The organism is Huintestinicola sp. (assembly GCF_050874005.1).
Classification (GTDB): domain Bacteria; phylum Bacillota; class Clostridia; order Oscillospirales; family Ruminococcaceae; genus Huintestinicola.
Genome location: NZ_JBNMJV010000067.1, coordinates 1 through 8384, shown reverse-complemented (window position 1 = coordinate 8384; position 8384 = coordinate 1). Strand labels below are relative to the sequence as shown.

The 8384-nt window shown below is 48.5% G+C and carries 8 protein-coding genes; 5 read left to right on the top strand and 3 right to left on the bottom strand.

Annotation, left to right across the window (positions count from 1 at the left end; translation table 11 throughout):
- Window positions 1-343, top strand: a 343-nt coding sequence (locus ACR0QN_RS13585) for a hypothetical protein (protein ID WP_432651763.1), incomplete at its 5' end; no start/stop codon positions are given.
- A 5-nt stretch (window positions 344-348) separates the two neighbouring features.
- Here ACR0QN_RS13585 and ACR0QN_RS13580 read toward each other — a convergent pair.
- Together ACR0QN_RS13580 and ACR0QN_RS13575 are read right to left on the bottom strand one after the other, a co-directional pair.
- Window positions 349-924 carry a hypothetical protein gene (locus tag ACR0QN_RS13580; protein ID WP_432651762.1) on the bottom strand — a complete coding sequence of 192 codons (576 nt, stop codon included), beginning with the start codon at window positions 922-924 and terminating at the stop codon, window positions 349-351.
- 87 nt (window positions 925-1011) lie between these two features.
- A complete protein-coding gene (locus tag ACR0QN_RS13575) occupies window positions 1012-1566 on the bottom strand; it encodes a biotin transporter BioY (RefSeq protein WP_432651761.1) in 555 nt (184 codons plus the stop codon).
- 258 nt (window positions 1567-1824) lie between these two features.
- On the opposite strand from ACR0QN_RS13575, the gene ACR0QN_RS13570 reads away from it, so the two are divergent.
- The 4 genes from ACR0QN_RS13570 to ACR0QN_RS13555 all read left to right on the top strand — a co-directional run bounded on the left by ACR0QN_RS13570 (window position 1825) and on the right by ACR0QN_RS13555 (window position 8047).
- On the top strand, window positions 1825-3954 hold the full coding sequence (locus ACR0QN_RS13570; protein WP_432651760.1) for a glycoside hydrolase family 3 N-terminal domain-containing protein: 2130 nt from the start codon (window positions 1825-1827) through the stop codon (window positions 3952-3954).
- Entirely contained in the window at window positions 3951-4403 is a 453-nt protein-coding gene (locus tag ACR0QN_RS13565; protein ID WP_432651759.1) for a VanZ family protein, read from the top strand. Before ACR0QN_RS13570 ends, ACR0QN_RS13565 begins: the two co-directional genes overlap by 4 nt.
- A 116-nt stretch (window positions 4404-4519) precedes the next feature.
- Window positions 4520-6223, top strand: a complete 1704-nt coding sequence (locus ACR0QN_RS13560) for a cellulase family glycosylhydrolase (RefSeq protein WP_432651758.1) — start codon at window positions 4520-4522, stop codon at window positions 6221-6223.
- Between the two features lie 162 nt (window positions 6224-6385).
- Entirely contained in the window at window positions 6386-8047 is a 1662-nt protein-coding gene (locus ACR0QN_RS13555; protein ID WP_432651757.1) for a glycoside hydrolase family 5 protein, read from the top strand.
- 37 nt (window positions 8048-8084) lie between these two features.
- Here ACR0QN_RS13555 and ACR0QN_RS13550 read toward each other — a convergent pair.
- Window positions 8085-8384 (bottom strand): hypothetical protein (locus tag ACR0QN_RS13550; protein ID WP_432651756.1); only part of this gene is annotated, 300 nt, incomplete at its 5' end.

Genomic DNA, 8384 nt, shown 5'->3' with positions numbered 1-8384 from the left:
TCATAGTAAAAGTTTCGTCCACCTTTTCAAAGGTGGCAGGGGTCAAGGGGGCGGCGCCCCTTGTCGCCCTTCCGCAATGATAAACAAAGTTTATCTGCGAAATCTCCTTTATCCTTCAAAAACGGAGCAAGGGGTGAGAAATGCGACAGCATTTCGAGGGGAGGCGAATACGACCGCCTCCCCTTCTTACGAATTTATGCAAACTAACCCTCAAAAACGTTCCGGTGGAACGTTTTTGACAGAGCAAATTCTTTATAAGTTTGTGCAGATTATACAATTGTCATTTCTTTTTCAACAGACTGAGCCGCCTTTGACTATGCCAAAGGCGGCTGTGTTTGTATAAGTTTATTATGCTACCGTATCAAACAGACTTCCCTTGGAGTCTGTCTCCGTTCCGACGGAAAAATCAGGCTCATTTTTCGCCTTTGTGACTGTCCGTGTCTCGCCTCCGGCGATGTAGGGCTTTCCGCACTCGGGGCATATGCCCGTTTTAAGCACAACGGTCTGGGAGACCACTTCCCTGCCTTCTCTGGCAGCTTTTGCCTGATTGCGGTAAACGTGCTCCATCTCGTGACCACGGACAGCTGCCGCAGCCGCTTCGGGAGCTATTTTCGATGCTGTCTTGAAGGAAACTCCGGGATCGTCGGAGCCGTCCTGATATTTGCGGTTCTTGCAGGTCTGACATTCGCCGTTTTCTTCCCGGAGCTTCTCAAGCCTGCTTTCGAGGGTGCTTATCCGCCTGTCGAGAGCGGCTATTTTGTTTGCTAAAGCGTTTTTGTCCGTAACCTTGTTTTTTGCGCCGGCAAATTCTTCACGCTGCTTTTTAAGCTCTGTAAGCTTTCGCTGTATATTTGTGCCCGTGTCTCCGCCCGAGGTAAATCCCCCGAGAGCGGCGGTGCCTGTTCCAATAGGCGATATTCCCATACATTTCCCCTCCCCTGCAATGTTTTTTCTATTATAACATATCGCAGCAGAAATTACAAGGGGAGAAAGTGAAAATTAACGTTTCCTTTACGCTTCCGCCTTTTTGCCCATATTGACCCTGCTGCGTATCACAGCCGCAAGACCGAAAGCCAGCACAACGGAAATAACGTCTTTGAGCAGATAGGGAACGCATACCAGCAGCACGCTCTGCCAGAAGCCGCCCTGCTTGATGAGCGTAAACTGCACCGCACCGCAGAGATGGCAGATAAGAAGTCCTGCAACGCCAAGAAGTATGGCAGGGATCTTTTTCGTCTTGTCCATACCCAGACCGCAGAAAAATGCCATAAAAATAAAGCCCCAGATAAATCCGCCCGCAGGACCCGTAATAGACCCGAGACCGCCCTTGAAATTGGCAAATACGGGCACGCCCACCGCACCGATAAGCACATATACAGCCGCAGAAATAGTTCCGAGCTTCATTCCCAGGGTGTAGCCTGCCAGCGCCACCGCAAAGGTCTGGAGCGTTATAGGCACGCCCGAGGGGAGAGGTATCGCCACCTGTGCAAGCACGGCTATCACAGCCGCAAACATTCCGGTAAACGCCATATCCTTTGCACTCAGCTTCTTTTTCGCATCACTCATAAAAAATGCCTCCTTTTTTCATTGCCTGTTTATAATAGCATATCGGGAAATATTTGTCAACATATAATTTGACGCCAGTTTACAATATTTCCGCTTTTTACTTTGATTTAATAAATTTGGTGTTTCCCTTTGATTTATTTTACAGAAATTGCAAATCGGTTGACATTAAAACGTGCCGAAAATCGGTTGACGTTGGGATAAAATTATGATAAACTTTGATTAACGCTATGGGAAAAAATATAGAAAGGAATGACCAATATGACCGAAAAGCAGCTGTCGGAGCTTTTGCAGGATATGACACTTTCGGAAAAAGTAATGCAGCTTGTTCAGCTCAACGGCGATTTTTACGGCGGAGCAGATCTGCTCACAGGACCTGCCGCCGCCTTTCACCTCACAGAAAATGAGCCATATCGTGTCGGAAGTGTGCTGAGCGAGCACGGAGCGGCGCATTTAAAGGCGCTGCAGGACAAATTTATTGCCGAGCAGCCCCACCATATCCCTGCAATGTTTATGGCGGACGTTATCCACGGCTATAAGACTGCATTTCCCGTTCCCATTGCCCTTGGAGCAAGCTTTGACCCTGAGCTTGCAGAGGAGACTGCCGTAATTGCAGCAAAGGAAGCTTCTGCGGCAGGCATACACGTTACCTTTTCGCCAATGGCGGATCTTGCCCGTGACAGCCGCTGGGGACGGTGTATGGAAAGCTTTGGTGAGGACCCCTGTCTTAATTCCCGTATGACTGCCGCTATGGTAAGGGGCTTTCAGGGGGAAAACTGCGGAGACAAGGGAAAAGTCGCATCCTGCTTCAAGCATTTTGCCGCCTATGGAGCGGTGCAGTCGGGCAGGGATTATAACGTTGCGGAGCTTTCGGAAAGAACCCTTTTCGAGGACTATCTTCCTGCCTACGAGGCGGCGGTTAATTCGGGAGCGGAGATGGCTATGACCGCATTCAACACTCTTGACCGTGTTCCCTGCACCATATCCCAAAAGCTTCTGCGTGACGTTCTCAGGGATAAAATGGGGTTTGAGGGCGTTCTTATCAGCGATTACAACGCCATTGGAGAGACGGTCATTCACGGTGCGGCGGAGGACAGCCGTGACGCCGCCGAAAAAGCAATAAATGCGGGCGTGGATATTGATATGATGTCCGACTGCTATCTGAATGATCTTGAGAAGCTTGTAAAGAGCGGCGAGGTGTCCGAAAAAACGGTTGACGAGGCTGTAATGCGTGTTCTGAGACTCAAAAACAAGCTGGGGCTTTTTGAAGATCCCTGCAAGGACGCTTCCGAGGAGGATGAAAAACGGCTTTGCTGCTGCAAAGAGCATATGGAGCTGTCCCGAAAAGCGGCTGCGGAATGTATCGTGCTGCTCAAAAACAACGGCATACTCCCTCTCAAGGCAAAGAAAATTGCGGTCATAGGCTCCCTCTGCGAGAGCAGGGATATCGTAGGCTCCTGGGCAATTTTTGCGGACAACTCAAAAACCGTAACTCTGAGAGCCGCTCTCGAGGAGCTTTGCCCCGATATTGAATTTGAATTTCTCCCACAGGATATCCCCGATGAAAAAGCCCTTGCTGCCGCAGAAAAAGCGGAAGCTGTGATCCTTGCCCTGGGCGAAGATCAGCTTGGAACGGGAGAGTCAAGAAGCCGCACGGACATATCTCTCCCCGAGGAGCAGAAGCGGCTGTTTGAAAAAATTTCCGAGGTAAATCCCAATACAGTCGTTCTGCTTTTCGGCGGCAGACCCCTTGCCATTCCGGAAATTGCCGAAAAAGCGGCGGCGATCATAGAGCTGTGGCTCCCGGGCACCGCAGGCTGTCTCGGAGCGGCGGATATCCTTTCGGGAAAGATCTCTCCCTCGGGCAGGCTTTCGATGAGTTTCCCATATTGTACGGGACAGCTCCCCATAAGCTACAGCGCATTTAACACGGGCAGACCAAAGGACGATAATTCCAAAGGATTTATACCATTCATCTCCAATTATATGGACGCCCCCAATATCCCGTTATATCCCTTCGGATATGGACTTTCCTACACAAGCTTTGAATACTCACCCGTGACCCTTGACAGCAATGTCCTTACGGCAGGCGGTGGGATAACCGCAGATGTCAGGGTGAAAAACACGGGCGACAGAGCGGGAAAGGAGGTCGTTCAGCTTTATATCCGTGATGTTAAGGGCAGCGTTGTCCGTCCGCTGAGAGAGCTTAAAGATTTTAAGAAAATATCCCTTGCCCCGGGAGAGGAACAGACCGTTTCATTTGAGATAACCGAGGATATGCTGAGATTTTACGATATCAATATGGAGCGCACCGCCGAAAAGGGCAGCTTTATACTTTATATCGGGCCCGACAGCACAACGGAAAATTCGGCGGAGTTCAGACTGATATGAAAAAGAAAAAAATCCTCCGCTTTATCCCCGCATTTGTGATAATGGCTGTCATATTTTTCTTTTCAGCCCAGACGGGGGACGAATCAACGGTACTGAGCGACGGAGTAGTTTCTGCGGCTGCGGGAGAGGAAAATGTAGGCAGCGAGCTTCTTACGGTGATAGTAAGAAAGAGCGCACATTTTCTTGAATATGCCGCTTTGGGAGCGGCGATGTATTTCGGAATGAGAGGCGTGGGAAAGGACGAAAGACAGGCAAAACGGCTGCTTTTATCCGCTGCTTTGGGCGGACTTTACGCTGTTTCCGACGAGCTGCATCAGTATTTTGTTCCCGGGCGGGCCTGTATGGCGTCTGACGTGCTTATAGATACCTGCGGTGCAGCGTTCGGAGCGGTATTTTTGTTCCTCATTTTCAAGCTTGCGGATATCTTCGGGCTTGGGCAAAAACAATAAATAACAGGGCGCAAGTTCATATGATATGTTAATTGAAATTACCGGGCGATAATGGTAAAATATAATGTGTATAAAAATGTTTCTGCCCCATAGCGGGTATGGGGCAGAAACGTAATATGAAAGGAATGAAGCAGATGAAGAGATTTTTGTCATTGCTGATTTCTATGGCTATGGTGCTTAGCCTTTGCTGCGGACTTGGCTTTTCGGCAAGTGCAGCTGAGGTATCAGTATCTCTGCTGTGGAAAACGATTACAATTATTAAAGGCAAATCTGTCACAATGACTCCCGAGGTCTCCGGAAAGAAGAATTACACTCTTGAATGGTCAACTTCGGACAAGAATGTAGTTTCTGTGACTTCTCAGGGAAAGGTCACAGGCGTTAAGAACGGCAGCGCAACCGTTACCGTCAAGGTAAAGGGAACAAAGGCAGAAGCTTCCGTGAAGGTCACCGTAGGCACAAAGGTGTCCTCCGTGACCGTTCCCGAGAGCAGCGTTACCGTAAAGAAGGGCGGCACATATACCATCAAGCCCACCGTTTCCCCCTCCGGCGCTTCAAATAAGAAGCTGAGCTTTTCCACTTCCGACAAGAGCGTTGCAACAGTAAGCTCCAAGGGTGTTGTTACAGCCGTAAAGACCGGTACTGCAAAGATAACCGTAAAGTCCACCGACGGAAGCGGCAAAAAGGCTGTTGTCACCGTCAAGGTCACATCAACAGGCAAGTCTGATACCGCAGACAGCAAAACAGACAGCAGCACTTCGGCTAAGACGCCTCCCGCCAAGGCTACAAAGGATTTTGATACCAAGATGTCTTCTATGGATATTGTGAAGGATATGGGCGCAGGCTGGAACCTGGGCAACTCCCTTGACGCTCTGGGAACAGGTCTCGGCTCCGAAACTGCCTGGGGCAATCCCAAGACCACCAAGGAAATGATAGACGATATCTGCGAGGCAGGCTTCAAGACCATAAGAATACCCGTTTCCTGGGGCAAGCACTGCGACGCCAAGGGAAATGTGGACAAGGACTGGATGAAGCGTGTAAAGGAAGTTGTGGACTACGCATACGGCAACGGCGTTTACGTTATCCTCAATTCTCATCACGACAACAGCTACTATGATATCGGCGGCTGCGTAAAGAGCGAGGAAACTCTTAACAAGTCCGTCAAGAAGATGACAACCCTCTGGACTCAGATCGCAAATACCTTCAAGGATTACGACGAGCATCTCATCTTCGAGACCCTGAATGAACCCCGCACCGAGGGCAGCGCAAAGGAATGGTCGGGCGGAACTGCCGAGGAGAGAGAGGTCGTTTATACTCTCAACGAGAAGATAGTAAGCGCTATCCGCAAAACAGGCGGCAATAACGCATACCGTCACATTATGGTGCCTTCCTATGCTGCGACCTCCTCCACAAGCATTCTCAGACAGATGAAGCTTCCCGACGATGACAGGATAATCGTTTCCGTTCACGCATATAATCCCTATTTCTTCGCAATGGACGCAAACGGTTCGGGAACATTTTCCGACAATGACAAGAAGGAGCTTGACAAGTTCTTCAAAGACTTGAACAGCATCTTTGTAAGCAAGGGCACTCCCGTTGTTATCGGCGAGTTCGGCGCAACCAACAAGAACAACCTTGAAGACCGTGTTGCCTGGGCGAAATACTACGTCAGCGGCGCAGGAAAGTATAATATCCCCTGCGTACTGTGGGACAACAACTCGGGCAGAAAGAGCGGCGGCGAATGCTTCGGCGTTTACAGCAGAGAGAGAAAGGAATTCAATTATCCCGAGATAGTCGAGGCTATTGTTAAGACAGCTAAGTAAATAGTGTAACCATACAGCACAAGGCTCAAAAAAGCTTTGTGCTGTATTTTTTGCCTTGCTTAATTTGTTAAAAATTAACAAATATATGCTTGACACAGCTTTAAAAATATGACAGTATAAATATAAGGATAATATGTCTTTCGGGGAAAGGAATGATAAAAAATGAAAGTCAAAAGATTTTTCGGATATCTGTTAAGACCTGCCGCACTGCTTTTTGCCGCACTTATGCTGACCGTTTCCGCAGGCTTTCCCGTTTCGGCAAAAGAATATTCGGCAGATGATTTCGTCCACGCCGATGGCAGGAAGATAATAGGAACTGACGGCAGGGAGCTTCATATCAAGGGTATGGCTCTGGGCAACAGCGTGTGGGGAAATCCGTCATCTCCCGATATGACCCACCACGATGAAAATACTTACAAAGAGCTTTCGGAGATGGGATTTAACTGTGTTAGGTTCTATATCAATTATGGGCTGTTTGAAAGCGATAATGCTCCGTATCATTATAAGAGATCGGGCTTTAAGTGGCTTGATAAAAATATCGCCTGGGCAAAAAAGTATGGTATGGGCATAATAATAAATATGCATTGTCCCCAGGGCGGATATCAGTCTAACGGCGAGGGCACAGCACTTTGGAAGGACAAGCAAAATCGGGACAGGCTTACTGCTCTCTGGAAAAAAATTGCAGAGCGTTATGCAAATGAGCCGACGGTATGGGGATATGGGCTGATAAATGAGCCTGTGGTGCCGATGAAGGACACGATGGAGGAGACATATGAGCAGTACAATAAACTGATGCAGAGACTCACCTCCGAAATAAGAAGTGTTTCTCCTTATCAGGCAATATTCATAGAGCTGATATGCTCCGCTGTCAAGCCTGACGGTGAGAGGGAATATGAATATTTCACCCCCGAACATTCCTTTGCGGATATTGACGATGATAATATCGTTTATGAGTTCCATAAATACGACCCCTTTTTCTTCACCCATCAGAACACGGGCTGGGCAGGCACGGAAGGTATCACAATGACCTATCCCTCGGAGGAGATAGTGGGGGAGAAGGCAATAAACGGCTGGGTAAAATGCGAGGCTGCATCAGAAAGATCAACAGACCCGAAGGGCTGGACTTACTTTGAAAGCAAGATCGTTTCCCTTTCGGATACGGTCAATGTTGTAACGCCTGTTGTTACCGCTTCAAATCTTGGTCGGGACGGCTCCGTATATTTTGACGATATCACCCTGACGGAAATTTCGCCCCGAGGTAAGCGAAGAACGCTCTTTTCGGCAGATTTTTCCGATGAAGCAATATGCGGCAGTCCCTGGAGCGAGGACGGCAGCGGCGTTTCCGAATACTGCTCCGACGACGGACGCAAGGCGGCAGGTTGCCTTAAAATCTCGGGAACGAAATCATTTTATGTGCATAACTTCAAGCGCTTTGAGATGAAAAAGGGATATAAGTATATGATATCGGGGTATATAAAATATGACAAGGGTTCCCCGGAGATAAGAATGGATATGTCTCTCAGCAAAAATATTCAAAGCTTTGACAAGGATTATCTGGAAGCGTCCATTCTGCCTTATGCAGAATTTTCAAAAAAGCATAACGTTCCTCTTTACCTCGGAGAATTCGGCGTTATTTCGGAGGGTTTCGAGAACGGGCGCAACGGTATCGGCTGGGTGAGGGATATGATAAGTCTGTGCGGAAAATATGATATCGGATTTAACTATCACGTATATAACGAGCCTGCCTTCGGTCTGTATGACGATTATCCCGACGGCAGGAACGAGGAGCTGGCAGAGCTTTTCAGAAAAATGCTGAAAAAGTAGGAGCATTATTTCCGTGGACAGGGGAGACCCTGTCCTCTCAGCTTGTTGATAAAGTGCTATTAAAAAAATATTGCACAAACAAGGTCATAGTAAAAGTTTCGTCCACCTTTTCAAAGGTGGCAGGGGTCAAGGGGGCGGCGCCCCCTTGTCGCCGTCCGCAGACGGCGAAATCTCCTTTATCCTTCAAGAACGGAGCAAGGGGTGAGAAATGCGACAGCATTTCGAGGGGAGGCGAACACGACCGCCTCCCCTTGTAGAGCGGTTGAGATAACTTACCCTCAAAAACGTTCCGGTGGAACGTTTTTGACGAAGCAATTTCTGCATTGGTTTGTGCATA

What these genes read in the sequence shown, in the direction of transcription:
- ACR0QN_RS13580 (WP_432651762.1), bottom strand. Translation starts at nt 924, where the DNA reads ATGGGAATATCGCCTATTGGAACAGGCACCGCCGCTCTCGGGGGATTT.
- ACR0QN_RS13575 (WP_432651761.1), bottom strand. Translation starts at nt 1,566, where the DNA reads ATGAGTGATGCGAAAAAGAAGCTGAGTGCAAAGGATATGGCGTTTACC.
- ACR0QN_RS13570 (WP_432651760.1), top strand. Translation starts at nt 1,825, where the DNA reads ATGACCGAAAAGCAGCTGTCGGAGCTTTTGCAGGATATGACACTTTCG.
- ACR0QN_RS13565 (WP_432651759.1), top strand. Translation starts at nt 3,951, where the DNA reads ATGAAAAAGAAAAAAATCCTCCGCTTTATCCCCGCATTTGTGATAATG.
- ACR0QN_RS13560 (WP_432651758.1), top strand. Translation starts at nt 4,520, where the DNA reads ATGAAAGGAATGAAGCAGATGAAGAGATTTTTGTCATTGCTGATTTCT.
- ACR0QN_RS13555 (WP_432651757.1), top strand. Translation starts at nt 6,386, where the DNA reads ATGAAAGTCAAAAGATTTTTCGGATATCTGTTAAGACCTGCCGCACTG.